Consider the following 23,955-nt stretch of genomic DNA (forward strand, 5'->3'; position numbering starts at 1 on the left):
TCGTATCATGATACAAAAAATCAGAACCAGTCGTATTACCAAGATCGTTGCAAGCTATTTGTCCTTGCAACTCATCATCACTTTAGTACAGCCCATGGCTATGTACGCCATTTCCAGTGGTCCTACCCAGCCGGAATTCAACGCCTTTACACCTATTGGCACTTCGGATATGGTAAACCTGTCCTCAGGAGATTTTAATTACAACATTCCCATCATGGATGTGGGAGGTTATCCCATTAACCTCGCTTACGATTCGGGGGTAACTATGGATCAAGAAGCGACTTGGGTTGGTCTGGGTTGGAACTTGAACGTAGGACAGATCAACAGATCTGTTCGCGGGATTCCAGACGATTTTAACGGCGATGAAATGCGCTATGAAAACGATATGAAGGAGAACATCACCATAGGTTCCAACTTTAGAATTGACGGCTCTCTTTTTGGTTGGCCAGATGATATCGGAGTTGGTTTAGGTTTGGGGGTTCAGTATAACAACTATGAGGGGATCACCTTCCATCCTTCCTATGGTGTATCCTTTGAACTTAGTGATAACGTACAGGTGGGTATGAATATTTCAACCTCCACGGCCGGTGGAGCCACGGTCTCTCCGAATGTAAAATTCACATCTAAAGAACAGGAAATACAAGATCAGGATGTTAAGCTCAATAGCTCCGTAGGGGTTAGTATAAATTCTAGACAGGGTTTTCAAAACCTCACCCTATCGGCTGGTTATTCTTATGAAGATAGTTACAAAAAGGATGGCAAGTCCGAGAATGTTAAAACCGGAGGAGGTACATCAGGAAGTATCAGTTTTAATAACAACCACAATTATACACCCTTTAAACGCGCCGGAACCATAAACGGAAATTATTCGTTTAGTGCCGGTTTAGGTTCTGAGGTTTTTGGTTTGGAAGCTCAAGGTACCATTCAAGGATATGGCTCGTATCAGAAGATCCGCAGTGAGGAGCGCGTTAAAGATATTCCTGCATTCGGTTACAATTTTACCGAATATGCCGATGGTGATAATACGGTATTGGATTTCACCCGTGAGAAAGATCAGTCGTTCAACAAAAACACTTCGGTACTGCCAATTACCAACTATACCTATGATATCTACACCATACAAGGGCACGGTAACGGAGGGATGTTTAGACCTCACCGTGGACAGATCGGGTATTTGTATGACAACCGTGTAGTTGACTTGGGTGATGGAGTTAGTGCCGGAGCCGAATTCGGTGCCGGATGGAACGTTCACGGTGGAGCTGACGTTAAATTCTCGAGCTCTTACAGCAGCACCGGTGGATGGGAAGAAAGAAACTTCGCCAAATCGAGATTTGAGGAATCCGATAGCGATCCCAACAGCAGAGACTACGAACCGGTCTATTTTAAAATGGTAGGTGAAACCAATGTGGATCAACAACCTTTGTTGTTCAGCCCAAGCGGAATTCCTGAGAACGCGCCTATGGATCTCGCCTTAGGAGGTAATCGTTTTGTTCGCTCTTTGGAGCCATCTTATCGTGTTAAGCAATACAATCCCGACGGAACAGCCTTTTACAACAATTATTCCATCGGCAGTAAAATAAAGAGAAACTCAAGAGATCTCAGAAATACGGCCTTATACACAGTTTCTTTTGGGGAGGCTGAGGATGATGGTTTGGTAAACTTCCGACCGGTGAGTATCGGTGGCGTGAATCAAATGAAAAACCATCATATGGCGGGGATCAAAGTACTCAAGCCAGATGGAGGTACCTACGTTTATGGAGAAACAGCTTATAACTGGTCTAAGGAAGAGATCACTGCAGATGTTTCTGGAGTGGATGTCAATGCGGGAGATAACTTGAACGACGATTTGCTGATTGTCAATAACGGAAACGTCAACGCAGACAAAAGTGACGAATACTTCAACAAGACTACAACCCCGGCCTATGCGCACAGCTTTTTGTTAAGCAGCGTGCTTTCAAGCGATTACGAAGATCTTGAAGATAACGGTCCTACTCCTGACGATCTTGGAAGTTACACCCTTTTCAACTACGGTTCTGAAAGTGAATTTACATCGCACTACACCAAGACTTTTGCGTGGAAAACTCCGTATGAGAACAATCGCGCCAACTACAACGAAGGCTTAAAATCAACCTTAAAAGATCAAAAAGCGACCATAGTTCGCGGATCTAAAGAACTCCGCTATTTGCACACTATAGAAACCAAAACGCATGTAGCTTATTTTAAGATATCCAACAGGGAAGACGGTTACGAAGCCGGTGGCTCCAAACAAATGAAAAAGATCGAAAAGATCTTTTTATTCACTCGTCCCGAATACATTGCTCTTGGCGATGTGACCACAAAATCCGATGCCGAACTTTCAGCAGCAGCCATAAAAACAGCGCATTTTGAGTACGATTATTCCCTTTGTAAAGACCTGCCGAGTAATCCCGGTCTTACACCAGGAGGGATCGTAAACCAAGGTGGAAAACTCACCTTAAAGAAAGTATATTTTACCTACCGCGGATCTAATATGGGGCAGTTTACGCCTTATAATTTCAATTATTCAGCCAACAATCCGGACTACGGGGCCAAAGATCAAGACATCTGGGGCTGCTATAAGCCTAATGCCGGCGGATACGCCATTGGCGATGATTTGAACAATCCAGAGTTTCCTTTTGTGGAGCAGGACAAGACCACGGCCGACCTTTACGCCACCAGCTGGATGTTGGAATCTATAGACCTACCCTCAGGTGGAAAATTAGAGATTGAGGCTGAGTCTGATGATTATACCCACGTTCAAGACAAAAAAGCCATGCAGATGTATAAGCTTCACGGTTTTGGACGCGATAAGTTTCCGCTAGCGAATAGTGATGGCTTTAATAGAAATGAGACCTATGGTCCATTGGGGCATGCCAAATTTATGTATGTCAAGATCAGTGATGAAGATCTTTTAGATCTTCCAGAAGGTTATGACGGAGCCAAATTTATGGCTGACTACCTTTCTGAAAACGCTTACGAGCCTATCTATTTTAGAGCGCTGCTCAATATGGCCAACCTTTCTCAAGGAAGTAAGTATGACTACGTGAGCGGATATTTTGACATTAATCCGCAAGGAGACGGTGTCATTAACGGCGACGATTTTTATGTAGACAGTAACGCCAGTGGTACCTATGTGTCCATTCCTATGGTGCTGCTCGATAATGAAGGTGGATGGATCACTTCTAATGATGTCGTGAATCCAGTGGCCAAGGCCGGTTGGTATTTTGGGCGCAGTCAGCTCAATCGAGTTTCTTACAGCTTATCTGGAGCTGACAGCAATGACAATTTTGAATCGATAGTTGTGGAACTAGTTGGGAGCCTGGGACAGGTGTTTAGCATCTTTTCCGGCCCGAATACTTGGTTGCAAAATCACAACAGATCCAAACGGGTCATTACGGAAAAATCCTGGATTCGAATGGAGAATGCTACCAAGCAGAAGTTTGGTGGAGGGATGCGCATTACCAAGGTTCAGTTGCAAGACAATTGGAATGCTTTAGACCTGAATTCAGGCAATGATTCCAACGATCTTTACCGACAATTCTACGGGCAAGAATATGATTATACTTTATCTGACGGTACTTCTAGTGGAGTTGCCACTTACGAGCCAAACGGTTCCAAGGAGAACCCTTTTGTGCAACCGTTTTACGCCAATCCAGGTGGAAGCAACGATCAGTTAGTAGCTCCGAGAGAGAGCAATTACGTGGAAAAACCACTGGGAGAATCCTTTTTCCCATCAGCAAACATAACCTACGCACGTGTTACGGTTAAGAATTTAGAGCGCACCAACGGCGATCTGGAAGTAGGCCGACACGCAACGGGTAGGGTGGTCAACGAGTTTTACACTTCGAGAGATTTCCCGACAAAAACAGACTTTACTGAGATCAATATGCAGGAGGATAAAACTGATCCTCTTGGACAGATCTTACAGTTGGACGTAAAGAATCACTTGGCATTTTCTCAAGGATTTGTCGTGGAGACCAACGATATGAATGGCAAGCAAAAATCTACCAGAGTTTACCCTGAGGATTCAGAAACGGCTATTTCAGGGGTGGATTACACCTACAACCTAACCGATGAAGGTGATGTGTCCAATACCGTGAGAACCATTGATAAAACAGGACTCATAGGATCCAATCAGGTTGGAGTGAGTTATGATATGTACAATGATTTTAGGCAAAATTATTCCCAGTCAACCACTGCAGGTTTTGACTTCAACGTAGCCGGTTTTGTGATCTTTATTTGGCCTGTGATTGTGCCGCTTCCGGTACCGCGTTTAGCCGAACACGAAAACAAACTCAACACGGCGACAACAACCAAAGTGATTCACCGTACCGGGATTCTAACAGAAACTACGGCCTTTGATCTTGGTTCAACGGTAAGCACAAAAAATCTCGCTTGGGATGCCCATACAGGTCAGGTGATACTCACAGAGACCATAAACGAATTTGATGACAATTATTTCTCCTTCAACTATCCTTCACACTGGGTGTATGATGGAATGGACATGGCAATTAATACCATCAATTTAGAAGCTCAGCTGAGCAAAGGAGCGGATGCTCATTTGTTTACGCCAGCTTCAGGTGACGTAGAACAGTTTTCCAATCAGTTTATGGTTGGTGACGAATTGCAGGGCTATGATCAAAGCAACAACGCCTACCGTCTTTGGTACGCCGGTGTTGAAAATGTTGGAGAATCAAACGAATCGGTTCTATTGATGAACCCTGACGGTACCTTCTTAAACGACATCTGTGATCCTCTGGAACTCGACATCAAAGTAGTGCGATCTGCTTATCGCAATATGCAACTGGGTAGCATGGCTTCTGTGACTAGCATGAGTAATCCATTAGAACAAGATTTTGATGGTGATGATGTATATGACGAGCAGATCACGGAAGAATTCTTTGTACTCAATGAGGGCGAAGAAGACAAGGTACGTATTGTCAATGCCAGTGCTGTGGAATACAGCGAGGCTTGGCCATTACAATGGGAGCAGGGCTTGCCTGACTTCCCAGACGCACTAGTAGCTGCCTTTGATGGTATCACTTATGACGGAACTCTTGGGATCAACGTCGGTCCAAAAGAATACGGATTCAATCCTTATCTGTACAATGCCAGAGGGCGTTGGCAAGCTAAGCGTTCTTATGCTTATCTGACCGGAAGACGATCACTAGTGACCGGAACTTCCTCGCCACGCTACGAAGGATTCATGACCTCTTTTAAACCATTTTATGGCCCCAACGCGGCCAATACGAATTGGGTGATTGATGATACCAACTGGACATTTGCCAGTAAGGTGACCCAGGTGAGTCCTTTTGGTGCTGAGTTGGAGAACGAAGACGCTTTAGGTCGATTCTCTTCCGCCCAATACGGTTACAACTACACCATGCCAACGGCGGTGGCTTCTAATAGTGCCTATAGCCAAATTGGTTTTGACGGTTTTGAAGATTACGACTACAGTGCAGAATACGACAATACAGACCTGCATTTTGGCTTGGCTAACAATACAAACAACATTGTAAGTACGACTTCACACACCGGGCAGTACAGTCTTTTTGTTCCCTCAGGTGAGACCGCAGAGTTGGTTGTAGATAATTACACAGACTCCTTTGTCTACACCTATCCTGGGCCAGATGATTGTGGAGGGAGTGATCCAACAGGTTGTGGGTCTATCATTGAGGAAGGTATCGGTTGTATTATACCTATTGGAGGCTGTTCTATTGGAGTACAAGCAACTCCTGCTCCATATGTCACGGGAGTACCTGGTGACCCTACAGCACCGGTTTGGGCTAATATTGAAGTTTGGATTGATGGGGGTCAATTATATACAAGATATACCTGTAATCCGACTTGTCCAGATCCTTCAGGACCGTCGGGAGATACAATCGACGAATATCGTGTTTACTTCTATAAAGGCGGTCTACTGTATTTCCAAGATATCAGAATCAAAAATAGCATCTGTTAAGAACTTAGATATGAGAATTATAGCTTTTATATTTTTCTTGATTGCACCCATGTTGGTGTTTGCTCAAGACCCAGAAAACGATTCCTTCGCACCTCCACCAGGAGAATATATAGCCAGTGCGTGGATAAAAGACAACGTCAGCGCACAGACCACAGATTACAGCGGTTTTATTCGCATAAGTACAGTGCCGCCGAGCAGTAGTGGTCCGGTAGTGATCGCCCAGGCAGAAGAAGCCTCTATCATAGATGGTTGGGTTCGTGTTATTGGACGATTTACCATTCCGGAGGGAGTCACCTCCTTTAGTTTGGAACTCGTGCCGTCTGCTACAGGTAGCTATTTTGACGACGTTCGTGTACTTCCCTTTAACGGCAGTATGAAGTCATTTGTTTACGATCCGCTAACCCAGCGACTCATGGCAGAATTGGACGAGAACAACTACGCTACTTTTTACGAGTACGACAATGAAGGCGGCCTAATCCGCGTGAAAAAAGAAACCGAACGCGGAGTGTACACCGTGCAAGAAACCCGATCCAGTTCTTCTAAAACCTCCAACTAATGCACAGTTTAAAGATCTTATTATGTACAGGGTTTTTGCTGCTGACTAGCTCTTGGAGTTTTGGTCAGCATCTGGAAGAGCTCAAAGAAATTCTCGCGAGTTCCCAAAGCTATTTTGATGCTCAAGATCAATATGCCATTGGGCTTACCTATTCCTTTTACGATCTGGAAAAGTCAGATGAACCGCTGCAGCAGATGCAAGGGGTATCTAAAAAGCAGCACAAAGATCAGTACAGCCGTATTGATAAGACGGAGTTCGCCCTCATTGACGGCTTATTCATCAAAGTGAATCACAAAGAACGTGCGGTAGTGGTGCTTGAAGGAGTAAACGAGCAGCTAAAAACACCTTTAGAGATCAGTAAAATGACCGATTTCTTCAAAGATGCCCAAGTCCTTGAAGCAGACGGACTGATCCAATGCGAAGTTCAGTTCAAGCAAGTTCCAGGTCTTCCCTACAGCCGCATGAGCCTGCTATTGGACGCTACCGATAAAAAAATTCTGAAGCAAGAGATTCACCTGCTTCCCAACCAAGGTCAATGGGCCGGATATCCCACAGCAGAAGCTGTCCAAAAAGGGATGATTGCACTAGACTTTGATTATTCGCCGGCTATTGCTCAGGCGCAAAAAGATATTCATCTGGGGGATTTCATCAAACAGCGATCTCCCCTAATCCTGGCCGACAGATTGGCGGCCTATTCAATGCATTAAATCCCGTTCCTATGAAAGCAATTCGTAAGACTTCCGTTAAATCAATTTTTACCCTAGCGCTCCTCCTTTTACTTGGATGGAGCAATGCGCATTCTCAGGAACGCATTTGGGCAGAAGATGAAGCCAATAACACTGATATGAACAGTGGAATGATCTTGAATTTTCTTGATCCAGAGGCCATATCTCCAACTTCAACAAGCTTTACGGATTACAATCCGAAGATCTATATTGATGTTGCCTTTGATACGGACTTACCGCCTTATGAGCACATTACTTACCAAATTAAGGTAAAGGTAAGACCCTATGATAGCAATGGGACCTTACTGCCCGCAGTAGAACGAATTTTTAATGTGGAATACAACCCTAGTGCTGGGGCAGGGAACTACATTGATTTGGATGCTACGATCCTTGAGGGTTACTACGGAGCACGAGTAAGGCTCGTAGAATTCTCAGGGATGAATCATACAACGGGCTTACCTATAACGACAACTCCGGCCAATCTCTTTATGCACGGGCGTTTCTATGTGGAGCGCTATTACGATATCGGTACGGCGGCTCCGGCCAATTTAGGTGTTCATACAGTAGAGAGTACGGACAGTGGCGGCGGAGATTGGACAGCTGCTTACGGGATAGTTTGGGATGAGGTTTACAATGCGCTAGAATATGAACTGGAGTACACTTGGATAGATGATTATGGCACGGATGAAGGGGTATTTTTACCAGCAGGTGCTATTGAATTTTCTGAACGCGATTTTGAGCTCAACAATACCCGAGTAATTACTTCGGAGACTTTTTACGAGATTCCTTTGATCTACGCCAGCGGATATTTGGTATACCGCGTACGTGCAGTAGGGCGTTTTCCAGATGATCCAACTCAGGTTTATTATACCAATTGGAGCAGTGATACAGGGACCAATACCAACTTAGGTAACTGGCCAGATGTAATTGACGTAAAGGCTCACGAATACAAAATGAACTGGCAGTTCCAGCGTTCCTTTGCGGAGCAAGGGAAGTCCAAAGCAGTGGTGAGCTATTTTGATGGGTCGCTGCGCAACAGACAAACTGTAACCAAAATAAATAGCGATGACAATCCCGTAGTTGGAGAGATCATTTATGACAATCAAGGGCGTCCTGCCATTGAAGCTTTACCAGTTCCGGTATATGACGACAATGTGATCCGTTATTACCGTGACTTCACTCAGGTGGCGTCAGGCGTGATTTACACCCACAACGATTTTGACTGGAACAACAGTACCGAAAATTGCGACGTGGCCGCTACGTCCATGGATAATGGAAGCGGAGCAAGTCAATATTACGGTCCAAAAACAGCTACCGGAACTTTCCAAGATCTAGTTCCAGATGCGCAAGGATTTCCTTTTTCACAGATTGAGTATACTCCAGACAATACCGGTCGTGTAAAACGCAAAAGTGGGGTCGGTCCAACGCATCAGTTGGGTACCGATCACGAAATGAAATACTACTACGGAGTACCTACACAAGAAGAGCTGAACCGCCTTTTCGGGTATCGAGTAGGAAATGCTCAGCATTACAAAAAGAACATGGTGGTAGACCCTAACGGGCAAGTTTCCATCAGCTATGTGGATCCGCAGGGAAGAACCATAGCAACAGCTTTGGCTGGGGACACACCAGGAAGCCTTATTGGCTTAGAAGACGAGGGTTCAACAACCCTTCACGGCTATATGACTGTAGATGTTCTTGATAAACTAAACGATGGGGATCCGGATACAGATCTCGATAGGAATGAACGTTTGGCTTCCTTGATCTTTGGTCCGCATAAAGACATTCTAGAAGCCAGTTTACAACATTTAGTGGCTAAGAACAGCACAGCGCTGAACTTTGGATATTCCATTGAAATCGGTGAATCATTCAGTCCGGAATTTTGCCCGACAGAGGTATATCCTTATGTCTATAAATACCTGTTCACCGTTGAGGATGAATGTGGGAACGATGTTTATGCGGACGAGCGCACTTTTGGTGTTGAGAGTTATGACGGCAATTCGATTCCAATTAATGAAAGCTTCGATTTTACTTCTGGCGCCTTGACTATAGGTTCTTACGGTATTAGAAAAGACCTCCGCGTAGACCCTGAAGTTTTGGAGCGCTATGCTCAAGATTACAGAGCCAAACTTACCGATGACAGCGGTGACAGTAATTGTTATATAAACCCAGATGATTTTATCCCTCAAGTGGATTTCCCAACCTGTGACCCGGTGGATTGCGAAACCTGTACTGAAAGTTTCGGGGAAGGAGAGATAGACTATGTCATTACCAGTCTGATCAACTACTACAACAACGACACTTTTGCCTATGACTCTACAGATCCCGATGGTAATATCATTGTCAGTTTCATGGACAAACCAGACGATATTAACGGACCTGAACCCATTGATCAAGGCGCTTTGGCCCTTATGATTCAACGCTTTCAAAGCGAATGGCAACTCATTTTGGATACTTGTGACTCTATTTGTACCGAGTTTGCAAGTACATCTTGTGTGATTAGCTCTTCAAATTTACTGCGCGATGTGAGCCCGCTTGGACAATACGGATCCATAGAAATTTTAGAAGGAGAGACCACCGTCGATGAACCTTTATCTGTCTTTAATGAAGCCAATGTGCTTTACAACTTTGCTACAGGTACCGTGGGTGGTGTGCATTGGAAAAGTCCAAACTCGCCCTATATGGATGCAGTGGGTAACCCTGCTCAAGTAGTGGTCATTGAAAATCCAGACCCAGCTGTTGGGGGTTACCTTCCAGAGGTGACCGGAGGCGTTAGCAACGGGACCAATCCAGACGGAAGTACTTATTTATATGTCGCTCCAACCAGTCTAATGTACGTGGCAGATTTTATATCTGCCTGGGAGCCTTCTTGGGCTAATTCTCTGGTAGCTACGCATCCGGAATATTGTTATTTGACTTATGCAGAACTGGTTTGTGCCTTAGTTGACAATGTCACTGTAAATGGTGAGTCAGTAAGCATGGACTCTGATGGATACGACAGTTATATTCAGAGTTTAGATACTTGGGAAGAGGCCAAATTAGCGGGATTAGTTACTTCTGGAAACTATAAGAAACTCATGGATGAGGATCCATACTTCTCAGCCATAATTGACACGGACAGCCCGTTTGATGGTGATTTGTGGGATATGCGTAAGGCTATCATGAAAGAAGCCATGCAGTCCAATTATGAAGGAGCTGTAGACAGTAATGACAACCCGGCCAATCTACTTATGTATGCCTTCATTCTTGGAAACTGTAACGGTATTTCAGATTGTACTCCGTCTGCTACTCACAGTACACTTTTCAATGCCATTGATGGTCTGGGTAGTATAGATCGTCAAAACAACATTTGGAAACTTTATGTGGGTAACTACATCGGTTTAAAATCAAGGATCAAGCACGTCTTTATGAATGCTTATGCCCTGGAAAATGGTTGTTTTAATGGGTGTATCGGAGAGGAGATCTCCGCAGAGGTTACAAATGTGATCGATACTTACACGAACAAAGCGGCCATTCAAGCGCATATCAATGACAATACTGCAGATCAATTCTGCGATCAGCCTGGAGCCGAGGCTTATGCTGATCGCGAACGTCGATTTGTTCCGGTTGATGCTTTTTACAATTCTGGAGTGGGAGCGGGAGACGCGATCACCGAGATGGAAGGAGATAACGATTACATCAATTATGTAGAAACAGGAAACTGTCCGCTGTATTTTGATTTGGACATCTTTTTAAAGGGGTATTTCTCAGAAACTGATGCGTCAGGTCTTTTAAAGCATCCTGTTCGTTCTGGAGACCTATTCTTAGGGCCATATTTGACTCCAGACCTTTATGAGGCGCTTGGAGGTGACTTGGATAACGTTCCAGGAGATATTCTTATTGATGGTACCAATAGCTCCAATGTTCTGAGTATTGAACTTTCAGGAGCTTCTCCATCAGGACCGATCTCTGCAGCCGATGCAATTCTTATTGACCCAGGAAGTTTCTCGTGGGGTAATTATTCTGTAGATGCCATCATTCCTGCAGGGAAGTGGCGCTTGGTAGGCGTTAGAAACCTTTATTTCTCTCAATATAATGCGAGTACGGAGCGCTTTGAGTTTGAGTTCATCGCCATGATTGAAAAGAGTGGTAGTGTTATAGAAGAAGCTTTGTTTACGGGCTCTACTGTTGCTGCTATTGGTGAATGTGGTTTAAACGATGATGGTGTTGGCGAGGTTTTGGACGATCAGATGAGCGATCCAGACAGTCCTTATGGATGTACCCGTCAGGCTAAATTTAAAAGAGATTTAATACTGCTTGTTAATGCCTTAAAAGGTACCGGAGCAATTAATGCAACTGCAGCTTCACCAACTAATCTAAATGCTTACTCGCAATGGACAGACAGCTTCCTTCCGGAATTCTTGGAAGACGATGCTGTGGCCGGTGGTGCAACCTGGTATGTTGAGTATTTGCCTGACCCGGTTTACCGAATTGAAGGTGTAGGGGTGAACTTCACCCTTAACATGACCGATGGTGTAGATTTGGGTAGCGCAGCCGTTCAAAGCGTAGAAGGCATCCATTATGAGAACTACGAGTTTGTGCAAGATGATATTAAGATTCACTATATCAATCCGGCAGGAAACCTTGTGTATACCAACGCATCCTTTAAGCCAGGCTTACCTTATTCGTGCTGTGACGATAGAAATTTCGAACTGGAATTCAATCTGAGAAAGTACATTCCAAACGGCTGTGTCTTTGAAGGAACACCTGCCTTGAAATACAGAGATTTTCGTGTGATTGTTCACGATTTGTACCTCTTGGGTGATCGGATAGATTACAGCTTACAAGTCGACTTTATAAATACTTGGGATGACGTAAACCCAATGGATGAAAGTGATATAGCAGTTGCTTTGACCATCAATGGCGCAAGCTATTCAACAGCGCTGGGTAATGTAACCATTGAAGATGCTGGTGATACTTGTGTGGATAACGCCAGTGGTTCCAACCACCGCGTACCTTACATTTATATGGGCCGAGATAGCGCGACAGCGGGTAATGCTGCTGCATTTTATCAAATTTTCGAATTGGGTTATTCTATAAACGGTAACGATTATAACTTCAATTTCCTAGATGATCAGACGGATCCAAATCCACCACAAAATAACATAGGTACTGCGATGACTACCACAGGTAGCTCACCTAAATATCTGTGGGTTGATGATGCAATTTTCGGGCCTGGAGTTCAAGTTACGGCAGGACGTCAAATGCGATGGAGAGATCCTAAAATGATGCCTCCATACACCTTCCAGTTTAGAGCTGGGGATAGAATTGGAACTTCAGGACAGATTATAATTACTGCAGAAAATGGTGAGTATACTTATGCTGGTAACACCTATCAAGGCGGTAATATCTTCAACTTAGATTCTGATGATAATAATTTGGCAACACCTATGTACGCCTTGGAGTTCAGAACCAATAATGGTGATGGAGATGCCACCTGCGAGACTTGTGTGGCCCAGACAGTGCAACCGGTTCCTTGTGACCCGAAGTACGACGATTTCTTAGTACTTGCAGCAGGAATTGACGGTTATGCCGTCCCTCCTGGATTGGATAAACAACGTTTCTGTGATTTGAATTACGCCTATTTAGTGGATTCGTATACGAGCTATTTGACCGACCTCGGGATCAGCTCCACGGAGTCTGTAGGCTTTATTGATATCGCCACTTTTGGAGAGACCGATCTGAACTACGGTTATGAGTTTATTGAAGACGTAATTGACGCCTACGCAGTATATGTAGACGACTATTCAGGAGATCCAGCTTTGATGCTCGAATGGACGGAGTGGGTCAATACAGTACACATCCCATCTTTGGGTGAGTTTTGTCCTCCGGCTCCATTGGCTATTGGAGAGATCATTATTGACGGAGAGGTTGACCCTTGTGATGAGCAAGTAAGTACCATCATTGGAACTTACAGTCAGGAAGCCTATGACAATTATATTGACGGTTTGGTGGAGCAGTTCATTGCTGGGTATATCGATACGGCCATGAGCAATGTAGTAGAGAACCTGGATATGGAGTACTACGACAAGGAGTACCAGTATACCCTGTACTATTACGATCAGGCTGGAAACCTAGCACAAACCGTTGCTCCAGAAGGAGTGCAACGATTTGATCTTACCACAGGTACGCTCAATGATCTGATTAATACACACAGAAACAGTGGGCAAAATACAGAAGTGCCATTTTGGGTTCCGAATCACGGATATCAGACTCAGTACCGATACAACTCACTGAATCAACTCGTTTGGCAAAAAACACCAGACGGTGGCGAAACGCGTTTTGCCTATGATGATCTGGGAAGAATCATTGCTTCTCAGAATGCCAATCAGGTAGAAGGAGCAAACACTACAACAACCGTTCTGGAGAGCGCTTATGACCCCATTACTTATTCTAAGTATTCTAAGAATATGTACATCAGCGACAATGGGCATCAAGGCCAACAGAGCTGGCGTAGAGATGGATGGGCTTTTGCCATATCGGATCAGTCCATTTCTGGTGACGGTTTCTTAAGACGCACCTTGGAATCTGCTGGGCCGGTGCATGACGAGTCATATTTAGGATTGAGTTACAACCCTGAAGGTGAGTTGAATCAAGTTGATTATGCCTTCCATTTGTTCTCAGGGTTTAAGTATGAGACTATTGTAAACGGTTCGGCTACTGCCTCAGGTACATTTACCACGGGCGATGTTTTTGAGATCAAACGTGAAAGTGGAATGATCTCATACCGAGTCAATGGATCAGAAGTTTACAGCACACCAGAGTTCGCTGCAGGGAACCTGTACATCGATATGGGTATCTATACTGCAGGATCGGTAATAGAAAATATTGAATTTGGAAGCTGTACGGAGGTTACTACTAGCAATCCCTACCAATGGTTCAGCTATACTACATATGACGGCTTGGGCCGTGTGGTAGAAGCTGGAGAATTCAATGCCATTGATGAAGTGGGTATAAACGATAACGGCCGCTTGTACAATGTGAATACTGGAGAGGAATATGAGATAGACCCAAATACCTATCCGCTTCCTTATGTCTTTTACGAGCCAGCAGGATCTGCAATACAATCCTTTAAGCAGGTTACCCATACCTATTACGATACAGCAGCTCCGCTATTTGAAGACTTAGACGGCGGTACGGGAGCTGACTTTACCGATGCTCTTTTTGAAACATCTTATGACGATTTCAATTCGAGAAATCGCGTGACTGCGGTAGTTTATTTTGATGACATTTTTGGCAGCCCGATCAACTACGGTAAATACCATAACCTGATCGCCTATAATTATGACGTTCACGGTAACGTTAAGGAGCTGGCCAATTATTTCCGTTGGACCAATTCCAACATAACAGATTTGGATCAACAAATACGCCGTATTCAATACGACTATGATCTGATCAGTGGGAACGTGCATCGTGTCACCATCCAACCTGGAAAGCCAGATCAGTTCATCCATAAATACGAGTACGATGCTGATAATCGAATCACACAGGTTGCCACTTCAGCTTCTGGCTATGTGTGGGAACAAGAAGCGGTGTATGAGTACTATCACCACGGGCCTTTGGCACGCGTGCTCATTGGAGACAAAGAAGTTCAAGGGATGGACTATGTGTACACCTTGCAAGGTTGGTTGAAGAGTGTAAACGGTGAAAGTTTAGACGATTTGAGCTTTGACCCTGGAACGGACGGAGACCTGATAGGTGGAAACTCTGCCAGAGATGCCATGGGGTATTCTTTGACTTATTATTACAACGATGACGAAAAGGACTATACGCCAAGTGTCGGTTTTGCAGCGGGTTCAAACCCGTATCAGATCAGTTCTGTGAGCGGAAGCGTATTCAACAGTGATTTTGATCTCTACAATGGGAACATCAAACAGATGGTGACCTCCATACGAGAGAATAACAATGCAAATCTGCCTACACAGTCTAATCGTTACAGATACGATCAGCTAAATCGCATCAAACTGTATAACAGTTCTTCAATTAATAATACTACGGGTATTGTGTTGAACAATGCATACGATGCTGCTTATAGATACGACAGGAACGGAAACCTCACGTCACTGAACCGAAATGTTGGTGATGTCACTATGGAGAATGGAGGAAATCCGATCCGTATGGATGAATTCACCTACAACTACAAGTTGGGTAATAACCAACTAACTATTGTGGGAGATGATGTAGACGGTTCTGTACTGCCAATTGATTATGAGAACGACTTAGAAGATCAGTTTGATCAATTGAACGCAGTTTTAGGTACTACCTATGACATCAACAATACCGATACCCATAATTATGTCTACGATGCCATTGGTCAATTGATCCTGGACCGTACGGAAGGCTTGACCATTGAATGGCGTGTAGATGGGAAGGTAGACAAGGTAACTAAGGTTCCGCTAGGCTCTAACGACCCGAATGCGACGGAGGTGATCACCTTTATCTACGACGGCTTGGGCAATCGAATTGCCAAGACCGTGAAGCGCGGAGGATCTTCAGATCTAGAGACGACCTACTATGTGCGTGATGCTCAAGGGAATCCACTGTCGGTCTACAAAGAAAACAGTGAAGAAGGCGGTTTGCGTTTGAATCTCATTGAGAACCAGATCTACGGTAGTAGCCGTTTGGGTCTGGAAAGCAAAAGCCAATTGGTTTACGATTCTAATGGGACAGTACCTACTGTAGACTTACTGCAAAAGACCGTGGGAGACAAGCGTTATGAGCTGTCTAATCACCTGGGCAATGTGTTAAGCGTGATCTCTGACAAGAAAACACCGATCCTTTCTGGAAGCACTTTAACGGCCTTTAATCCGGACATAAAAGCCTACAACGATTACTATCCCTTTGGGATGCTCATGCCGAATAGGCATTTTAATACCAGTGATTATCGATATGGGTTTAATGGTATGGAGCAAGACGATGAGCTCAAAGGTGTTGGGAATAGTTATGATTACGGCGCGAGGATGTATGATCCAAGAATTGGACGGTGGTTTAGTATGGACAGGTATGACGAGTATTTTCCTCAAGTATCACCTTATTCATACTCTTTAAATTCACCACTAATGTTCACGGATAAGAATGGAGATTTTCCCTGGCCCGTTTTCCTGAAGGGAGCAGTAATATCTGCATTTAGTGAAACTACATTTCAAATGATAGATTACATGATTCTTGAAGGTGACTTTAATTTTAAATCGGCAATAGCCAACGTTGATTGGACCGATGTTGGTGTCGAAGCTGGAACAGGAGGATTACGGGCGGTTTTCTTACCGTGGTCAAATTATACCGCGAAGCGTGTGTCTAAGCTTTTTAAAGGAAAATACCGAGCATATACATTCTATCTCATAAAAGAAACTATTACTCTAGTTGAAGAATCTTTAAACTTAGCTTTAAAAGATTATGCGAATGGAAAAGAGATCAATGTTGTCGAAGTTTTGACCTCAGTATTAGGAGATAAACTAGTTGGAGAAATTATGTCGTCACAACCCTTAATTCCAAAAGCAATGAAGCGCAAAGGGAAAAGGATTACAAGAAAACTAGATAAGGCGGTACGATTAGAGCAAGAGGTTCATGCCTTAAATGATATGCTCGATGATGCTGTTGATAAAGGAAAACGTAAGAAAGCAGAAAGGCTAAAAAATAGAATTCATAAAAGGGCAGAGAAAATTAATAAATTAGAAAGTCAAGCTGCAAGCATGCTTTCAGAAGAATATTCTAATGCAGGTTGGACTGAATCGTTTAAAGGCGAGTTTCAATCTAGAGCCAAGAATACTGTCAAAAAGTACGTAAAGAAGAACGCCAGTAAGGCAAAAGTGTGGGTTGAAGGTCTTTTCACCGAAGGTGAAGATGGATATACTCCAATTCCAGAAAATGAAATGGAAGAAAACCAAGACGAAGGAAGCGGAGGGAAGAGTAACTAGATTAATCGATGAATTTAAAAGATAAAACAATTATCGTCGTTTGTTGCCTCTTTTTGGGGACCGTTAGTATTTACAACTACTGGTCTACTAAAGAGATTCAGCCAAAAGATAAATACACTGGTACTTATAAAAATTTTGAAGTATTGCGTACCGGCTATAAAGGCTCTGGTCAAGCGTGGGTAATTATAGATGATCGTAAGTTCAATATCTTCTATGAATTATATATAAAATCTGAAAAGTCAGCTGATTTTAATAAGTTAGAATCCGGACAGATAGTATCTGCTTTATACGGACCAGAGAATAATTTAATAGCGCTTTATGATGAAGATTACAATTACATATTATCGGAGGATTATGATTCAATTATAAATACAAATTCCAACGTTGGTTTGATCATAGGTTTGGTCTCAATTTTCACAGCACTTATAGTATTATTTAAATAACATTTTTACAATATGTTTAACTTCTCATGCACCTTCTCAATCTCTTTGTCAATATAAGCTTGCGCATAGTGCACATAGCGGTTAAATGAAGCAGAACCATGGGAATGCCCGGAGATCTTTCTCACAAGATGTTCGGGCATTCCCAATATTAAAAGCGTAGTAATAGCGGTTCGTCTCATCATATGAGAGCTCATCTTATCGCAAAAGCGAATTACATTGCTATTGTGAGTCGATTTAAGCCCTTTTACGCGTCCCAATTGCTCTCTTGACCAGTTTACAGGCTGAGTAAATTCAGCCCGCTCTCCGAGCTTCTTTAAGCTTTTATTGAAGTTGAATAAGGAGAGTGAATCAAAGATTGGCTTTTTGACCGATCTCGGTCGGTATTTTAAATATATCTGCGCTCCGTATTCTGGCAGCTTAATGTAGCTGTAGGTCTTGGTTTTCTTAGACTTGATTTTTAAATACCAAGAATCTCCTTGATATTCAAAATTCTTGTTAGTCAACAGAAATAGATCACTGAACCGCAGTCCCGTGGTGCATCCAAATACAAAGATGTCTTTAATGCGCCTCAGTCCTGGAGTTAAGTTCTTTTCAAGATCCTTATCATGAATTAAATACTTGAGCTGCTCTGGAGAAAGAACAAGAATATCGACCTCTTCTTTCCGCACATAAAACAAGCGTTGAAAGTCGCCTGTATTGAAATCCCTATCGTTCTTTAAATAATTAAAAAACGTACGGATCACCTTCACATTGTGGCCCACGTAATTGTCGTAGCAGCCTTTTTTGTAGAGGTAATCCGTATATCGTTTATAGAATTTCTTCCAGTAGTTTTTCTCAGTGAGATACTCCCTTTTTGTAAGCCTAGACGCGTCGCAAATACGCAACTCAAAACCGGTGACATTTTCAAACTCTACCAAGTTTCTGTAGACGTATTTATAATTGTCTATGGAGGCCTTTTTGATACGTTCTCCGTTTTTTTTGAGACGTTTGCCCGTCTCAGAGTCACGAATAAAAGTTTGATACAGCTTGAGTAAAGGTTGCGCAGTTTTCATAAAAATGAAATTTGTGCAACATATTATCAATTACTACTTATCCAAATAACAATTTCAAATTCGTATATGGATTTTGTATTAATGTTCAGAAAGTGAAAAATCTTCATCTAACAAAATAATTTCACCAACAATGTCATCTTTTGTGTTCAAGTAAAATAATTTACTGTTTAAGTCGCGAAGGCAAATAGTTTCATTCATTAGAACAGTCATCTCACCAATTACCTGTTCTCTAACATTTTTAACATTTTCAAATCTCGCCGGAAATGCTAAATTATAGTCCATTTCATTCCAGATCGTGATTGTCATTTGTTGATTGAAATAACTCTTGTAACCATCTCTGTATTTCTCTGAGAAATTAAACTTAAACCAATATGTTTTTTCTGCCATTTATTTAATTTAAAATCCTTTACCAGGCCTAACTTCAAACCATTCGATTTTAAAGTTATTATTTAATTTTGGAAGAGTGTATTTATCGAATGATAATGCTCTATGGCCGTCCAGCATTCTTTCATATTGAGTTAAACTTTTCGGAATCCTTATTTTTATTGTATAAGCTTTACTAAAACTAGAATTCATCCAAAACTCAAGTCCGGCATCGTCTAGCCAAAATTGTTTTTCTCCAAATCCGTTATCTAATAGTGAGAACTTATTCCCATCAGCTCTAAAGGCAGCATATTCATCTGGACCAAAGTTTCTATAAGCTATAACATCATCAGAATTTTTGGATAATATTCCCGAAAAACTATAGGACTTGGCTGTAACTCTTGATGTAATTCCCGCGAAGGCGTTAACCGGCTGATATACTGACAGTACGTCCTCTGCCATCCAAAAGTAAGATGTAAAAATCCAAAGCTTTTGTCTTAATCTTTCTTCCCTAGCTTCTTTGTCCCATTGTGCATATTTGGCCTCCCAATATGACCCCCATTCTTCTTGATTTCTTGCTTTAGCAGCTAAATAGGTCTCTCCTGGTTTACCGTATTTTACTTTCCACTGTTCGTAAGTAAGATTTACATCGTTTTGATTAACCTCTGAAGTCCAATAAATTCTATCCTGATCTCTTGTGTCATAATTTGCCGGTAGTGGTTTTTTGTATGTTACTGTTACTTCAGATAATGGTATTCCATCCTCAGGAATGATGACAAAATCTGTTGGGATATCAGGGTCTTGGCTTTGATTTTGAGTAGGGTTAGGATCATTGCTCGATTCTAATCCTTCTAACTCAACCGCCATAATTGGAGTGTTTGCACTGAATTGATATTCAGATAACATTGGATATTTATATGACAAAGGATCAGTAGCAAAAAACCTCCCCACTCTCGGATCATGCATTCTATACTTGTAGTTAATAGAATTCCCTTCGCCCTTAATCTCATTATCCAACTCCTGGCCTTGGAAGCCGTAACGGTAATCCGAGGTATTAAAATGCCTGTTTGGCATTAGCATCCCAAAGGGATAGTAATCTAAAACGCGTTAAGCTGCGGTGGATAATGAATTTCGGTAGTTTAAAAACTTTGAAAAACAACCACAAATCGCCCTTTTTGTACATTTTTTAAGGGACAAAAAGGGCGTTTTAAAAGACTCGTAACAAAAAACCCCGCCACATGGGCGGGGTTTATAATTCAATAAGGATTCAATTCTTAGTCTAGGAACAGGGTAAAGTCACTGACACCAAAATAGGTGCTGTAACCACAACCTGGAACCAAAGGCTGATCTATTGGTCTGGAAACAATTACAACATGGCCTGCATTCACTAAAGCGGGATTAATGAATTTTGTGCCTCCTTCGTATTCATTGCCATCGTCATGTACTTGCGGCACGTCAAAATATTCCAATCCTAAATTGCCGGAATTGTTGTTAAGCGGGTGTGAAACTGCATAGTACGATTTCGATGTGGTGTAATCAATACCATTAGGTAAAAACAGTTCAATGCACGACTCATTGGTAATGTAGTCAATAAAGGCATCTGTCATCTGATTAGCAATGGTTATACCGTGATCATCACTACCATCATCTATTCCAATTCCACCAGTGCGCATGGTTAAAATTTGTCCGTCAATATCACCTCCCATAACTGGCCCTCCATCTTCATTTGGATTGAGTGGTGGTTTTGGACCTCCTAGTGGTGGTGGATCAGGACGTCCACAATCAATTTCTGCACATACCTGAGACCACACAAAATCTCTAAAGGCATTTCTAAATGGGTTGGTGTATGTATCGTCCAAGAGTGCAGATGCAGAAACGGTATTGTTTGCGCTCAACACGGAGCCAAAAAAGAATCGAGATCCTGCATCCTCTTTTAAGGTCTTTGCCGTATAGTATGCAAACCAGAGGTTGGCGGCTTCAAAATCGTCATCAAAACTACTGGATTTGGATTGAACACTAAGAGGGGTAATGTCACTGCTGAGTGTCTGAATAGCATTGACCACCTTAACGGCTTTGTCGATCCCTGGATCTTCCAGCTGATCAACTTGATCTTTCTCACAACCTATAAACAGCAAACCTGCTATCATAAGAAGTGGTAAAAGTCTTCTTTTCATAATGAATTTGTTAATGTTAATTATTGATTTCTACGTGTTGTGATTGTTTTTTATTTAAATATCCGTTCTAAGGCGTAGTCCTTTCTACGACTAGAAACCGGAACTTTTACATCATCGGCCAATATCAAAACCCCTTGCTTGCTGTACTTTCTCACATAGGAGCGGTTTACCAAATAGCTCTGATGGCAACGGATGAATTCAGCCTCTGTGAGGAGTTCTTCAATTTTCTTTAAGGGTTTGGAAACTACAATGCGTTCACTGTTGTTCGTGTAAAAGGTGGTGTAATTCCCATCTGAACGGCAATACAGCAAATCTTTTTCATAGACGGCGTAAACGGTATCGGTAGTTTTAAGTACGATTCTCCTTTCTCCAATGCCTTTAAAATAGTCATGAGTAGCCTCCAGAGACTGTTCCAGATTGGCCGCCTCTTTCTGGTCAATGGCTTTTTTAACTGCTTCTGTGAATTCTGAATCGTCAACAGGTTTCAAAATATAATCCAAAGCACCAACGCGAATCGCTTTAATGGCGTGATTGTTAAAGCCAGTGATAAAGATCAATTCAAAATCCTTGTGTTGGATCTGTTGTAAAAGATCAAAACCAGTACCGTCTTCTAATTCTATATCTAGCAGCACCAAATCCGGTTTGTGCAGATTAATAGCCAGGAGCCCTTCTTTAACACTTCCTACCTTCGCCACTACATTTATAGCATCGGTGAAATACGCTTCAATCTTTTGATTTAAGTCTTCGCGTATCGCTTTTTCGTCATCTATGATAATTGCCTTAATCATTGCCAAAACTTTTAATAGGTATCAAGAAAGAAACTTGAGTCCCGCCGTGTTCCGTTGTCGTTTTTGGAAGGTTTTGAAATTTCACACCTGCCCCTGTAACTTTAGTCAGAAAATCTGAAATCAGTTGCGTTGAGGCTGAGTTTTTCGAGTTGGAAGAATCCGTTACAAAGCCGCGGCCATTGTCTCGGATGCGACAAGATAAGTATTTCTTTTCATCTGTAAGTTCAATGTATAGCTTCCCTGTATAAGTGATGCCATTAAATCCATGTTCGATGGCATTTTCTGTAAAAGGTTGCAATAACATGGGTGGAATATAGACCGGATCTTCCTCATCCAAGCCTGTTAATTTCACCTCGTATTCAAATTTTCCAGGAAATCGTATGAGCTGCAGGTCCATGTATTTGCGCAGCGATTCTAGTTCGTCTTCTAGAAGCACATAATCTTCCATGGAGTTTTCCAGAATTAGCCGTAACAATCGTGAAAACTTGAGTAAGTATTCTTCTGCTAGGGCCGGTGCTTCTTTGACTTGCCGCTGGATAGCATACAATGTATTGGAAGTAAAATGCGGATTCATTTGCGAGCGCAGCAAGCGCTGTTGCATTTTTAGTCCGGCACGTTCAAAACTCAACTTGCGCTGTCTGTAATACAAAAGGCCTAAACCGATCAGCAGTAAACCACCTCCAGCGATAAAATACACCCGATTCTCCAAACGGATGTTTTCAATTTCTTTTAACTGTTGTGCAGCCAGTAGTTCGCGCTCTTTCTCATACGCCTTAGTGAGTTCCACCAGTTCGTCGGAGTACTTCTTTCGGTAGTCATCTGCAAAGAAATTTGAGATGGAATCTACCAAAATACCAATCTCGCGAGGGCTTTTATTGGTTTCTGAAGCCAATCTAAAATTATACTTCACATAGCTTTTATTGCTACTGTTTCTCAATTTGTTAAGGCCCAGTCCCTTTACTGAGTCTAAGTAGGATTGCGCCGCCTCATAATCCCTTAGGTCCATACTCACCTCGGCCAAATTGCAATATTCCAGGCCTAGATTTTGAGTTCTATCTGGCGAATCTGGAGTTTGCTTTACGTGAGCTAGAGACCTTTTGTAAAAGTCACGCGCCGTTTCAAAATCTCCTTTGTAGTATTGACTAATCGCGTATTTGGTAAGAACTTGCTGAGCCAGATAATGGTTGAGCGATTGTTCCTTTCCAATCAGGATCTGCGTGAGCGAGTCTGATTGTTGGTAATTCTTTCCTTGATAATCGTTAATGTTGATCTGCAAGATCTCCGCGTTGGCCAAGGCGTTGGAATCTCCCAGACTGCGCCAAAGTTCAATGTGTTTGGCGTTATATTTTCTCGCATTCTCATAGTCGCGATTTCCAAAATACGTTTGGGCGTAAAAGTAGTTGAGCCAAGCTTGAGCTAAGGTGTCTTCGGATTTGATCTTTCGGCTAAATTTTTCGGCTACAGCCAAGGCGTTTCCAAAGTCACTTTTCAAATAGTAATTATCCCAGGCGGCATTAAAGTAGTTTATGAACTTAAAATTATTCGCTTTTAAAGTATCTGGAAGGGATTCGAGCGAACGACTAAAGTAAAAGGAAGCGGAATCGATTTGCCCATTATTGCGGTGATAAAACCCCAGAAGGTGATCGTTGTAGGCTCTTGCAGCATCAGATAACTCGGGATTCTTTCGCAATAAGGCCGCTGCCTGATACAAATTGGTCACCGTGCTGTCGGTTAATTCGTCTTTGCTTTCCTGTTGAAATGCTTCAATCTCAGCTTCCATCTGGGCAAGGGAATCTCCTTGATCTTTGCAAGAGAGAAAGAGCAGTAAAACTAGAAGTACAGGAAAGGGGGTAAATTGCATCCGACAGTAAACATATGAAAAATGACAACCAAGTAAAAGCACCTTAGTAAAGCCCGATAA

General features: G+C 42.6%; 10 protein-coding genes and 1 pseudogene. 5 read left to right on the forward strand and 6 right to left on the reverse strand.

The features are described from left to right. Window positions 1-7 precede the first annotated feature (7 nt). From ACSLP7_RS07540 to ACSLP7_RS07560, 5 genes are read left to right on the forward strand one after another with little or no spacing between them, the layout of a single operon-like run. Entirely contained in the window at window positions 8-5,980 is a 5,973-nt protein-coding gene (locus tag ACSLP7_RS07540) for a hypothetical protein (protein ID WP_435578736.1), read from the forward strand. A gap of 10 nt (window positions 5,981-5,990) precedes the next feature. Beyond that, the gene (locus ACSLP7_RS07545) at window positions 5,991-6,536 is read left to right on the forward strand and encodes a hypothetical protein (protein WP_435578737.1); all 546 of its coding nucleotides are present in this window, start codon (window positions 5,991-5,993) and stop codon (window positions 6,534-6,536) included. Continuing rightward, the gene (locus tag ACSLP7_RS07550; protein ID WP_435578738.1) at window positions 6,536-7,243 is read left to right on the forward strand and encodes a hypothetical protein; all 708 of its coding nucleotides are present in this window, start codon (window positions 6,536-6,538) and stop codon (window positions 7,241-7,243) included. The genes ACSLP7_RS07545 and ACSLP7_RS07550 overlap by 1 nt, the downstream gene beginning before the upstream one ends. A gap of 11 nt (window positions 7,244-7,254) precedes the next feature. Further along, entirely contained in the window at window positions 7,255-17,214 is a 9,960-nt protein-coding gene (locus tag ACSLP7_RS07555) for an RHS repeat domain-containing protein (protein WP_435578739.1), read from the forward strand. A gap of 8 nt (window positions 17,215-17,222) precedes the next feature. Continuing rightward, the gene (locus tag ACSLP7_RS07560) at window positions 17,223-17,657 is read left to right on the forward strand and encodes a hypothetical protein (RefSeq protein WP_435578740.1); all 435 of its coding nucleotides are present in this window, start codon (window positions 17,223-17,225) and stop codon (window positions 17,655-17,657) included. Between the two features lie 5 nt (window positions 17,658-17,662). On the opposite strand, the gene ACSLP7_RS07565 is transcribed toward ACSLP7_RS07560, so the two are convergent. From ACSLP7_RS07565 to ACSLP7_RS07590, 6 genes and pseudogenes are all read right to left on the reverse strand, one after another. Next, the gene (locus tag ACSLP7_RS07565) at window positions 17,663-18,709 is read right to left on the reverse strand and encodes a tyrosine-type recombinase/integrase (protein ID WP_435578741.1); all 1,047 of its coding nucleotides are present in this window, start codon (window positions 18,707-18,709) and stop codon (window positions 17,663-17,665) included. Between the two features lie 78 nt (window positions 18,710-18,787). Continuing rightward, window positions 18,788-19,096 carry a hypothetical protein gene (locus ACSLP7_RS07570; protein WP_435578742.1) on the reverse strand — a complete coding sequence of 103 codons (309 nt, stop codon included), beginning with the start codon at window positions 19,094-19,096 and terminating at the stop codon, window positions 18,788-18,790. Window positions 19,097-19,105: 9 nt separating this feature from the next. Next, window positions 19,106-20,155, reverse strand: a pseudogene (locus ACSLP7_RS07575) (RHS repeat-associated core domain-containing protein); the annotation flags it as partial. Window positions 20,156-20,346: 191 nt separating this feature from the next. Beyond that, the gene (locus tag ACSLP7_RS07580; protein ID WP_435578743.1) at window positions 20,347-21,246 is read right to left on the reverse strand and encodes a hypothetical protein; all 900 of its coding nucleotides are present in this window, start codon (window positions 21,244-21,246) and stop codon (window positions 20,347-20,349) included. Between the two features lie 50 nt (window positions 21,247-21,296). Beyond that, window positions 21,297-22,034 (reverse strand): LytR/AlgR family response regulator transcription factor, encoded by a 738-nt coding sequence (locus ACSLP7_RS07585; RefSeq protein ID WP_435578744.1) that lies wholly within the window; start codon window positions 22,032-22,034, stop codon window positions 21,297-21,299. Further along, window positions 22,027-23,895, reverse strand: a complete 1,869-nt coding sequence (locus ACSLP7_RS07590) for a tetratricopeptide repeat-containing sensor histidine kinase (RefSeq protein ID WP_435578745.1) — start codon at window positions 23,893-23,895, stop codon at window positions 22,027-22,029. Before ACSLP7_RS07590 ends, ACSLP7_RS07585 begins: the two co-directional genes overlap by 8 nt. Between the last annotated feature and the right edge of the window lie 60 nt (window positions 23,896-23,955).

The sequence above is a fragment of the Gilvibacter sp. genome (genome assembly GCF_965601605.1).
GTDB lineage: Bacteria > Bacteroidota > Bacteroidia > Flavobacteriales > Flavobacteriaceae > Gilvibacter.

Coding starts and splice junctions, on each gene's coding strand:
- ACSLP7_RS07590 (WP_435578745.1), bottom strand. CDS start 23,895: ATGCAATTTACCCCCTTTCCTGTACTTCTAGTTTTACTGCTCTTTCTC.
- ACSLP7_RS07570 (WP_435578742.1), bottom strand. CDS start 19,096: ATGGCAGAAAAAACATATTGGTTTAAGTTTAATTTCTCAGAGAAATAC.
- ACSLP7_RS07580 (WP_435578743.1), bottom strand. CDS start 21,246: ATGAAAAGAAGACTTTTACCACTTCTTATGATAGCAGGTTTGCTGTTT.
- ACSLP7_RS07555 (WP_435578739.1), top strand. CDS start 7,255: ATGAAAGCAATTCGTAAGACTTCCGTTAAATCAATTTTTACCCTAGCG.
- ACSLP7_RS07550 (WP_435578738.1), top strand. CDS start 6,536: ATGCACAGTTTAAAGATCTTATTATGTACAGGGTTTTTGCTGCTGACT.
- ACSLP7_RS07585 (WP_435578744.1), bottom strand. CDS start 22,034: ATGATTAAGGCAATTATCATAGATGACGAAAAAGCGATACGCGAAGAC.
- ACSLP7_RS07560 (WP_435578740.1), top strand. CDS start 17,223: ATGAATTTAAAAGATAAAACAATTATCGTCGTTTGTTGCCTCTTTTTG.
- ACSLP7_RS07565 (WP_435578741.1), bottom strand. CDS start 18,709: ATGAAAACTGCGCAACCTTTACTCAAGCTGTATCAAACTTTTATTCGT.
- ACSLP7_RS07545 (WP_435578737.1), top strand. CDS start 5,991: ATGAGAATTATAGCTTTTATATTTTTCTTGATTGCACCCATGTTGGTG.
- ACSLP7_RS07540 (WP_435578736.1), top strand. CDS start 8: ATGATACAAAAAATCAGAACCAGTCGTATTACCAAGATCGTTGCAAGC.